Origin of the sequence: Streptomyces sp. BE303 (assembly GCF_036290945.1) — a bacterium.
Taxonomy (GTDB): Bacteria; Actinomycetota; Actinomycetes; order Streptomycetales; family Streptomycetaceae; genus Kitasatospora.
On the sequence record NZ_JAQYWZ010000552.1, the window covers coordinates 1 to 308 of the forward strand.

A 308-nucleotide genomic window follows, 5' to 3' on the forward strand; every position below is an offset into this window, starting at 1 on the left:
CGAGCACGAACGCGAGGCCGGGCAGGCGGCGGGCCGCGGCGGTGGCCGCGGGCAACTGGTGCGGCAGCACGAGCAGGTCGTAGACCAGGCCCGCGTCGGCGACCGCGGCCCGCCCCCGCAGGACCTCCGGACGGAGCAGCCAGTGGGGGTCGGGTTCGCCCTGGACCGGGTGGCGCACGCCCACCAGGTACTCACCGCCCGGCAGCTCACGCAGGCGGGCCAGCCGCTCCGCCACGTCGGCGGCGGTGAGGTCGGTCCACCCGACGACCCCGGCGACCAAGGGGTCGGACGCCGCTTGTGCCAGCAGC

1 protein-coding gene is annotated in these 308 nt (G+C 77.9%); it reads right to left on the minus strand.

Annotation, left to right across the window (positions count from 1 at the left end):
* A partial coding sequence (locus tag PUR56_RS12445; RefSeq protein ID WP_329948934.1) for an amidohydrolase family protein occupies positions 1–308 on the minus strand: 308 nt, incomplete at both ends.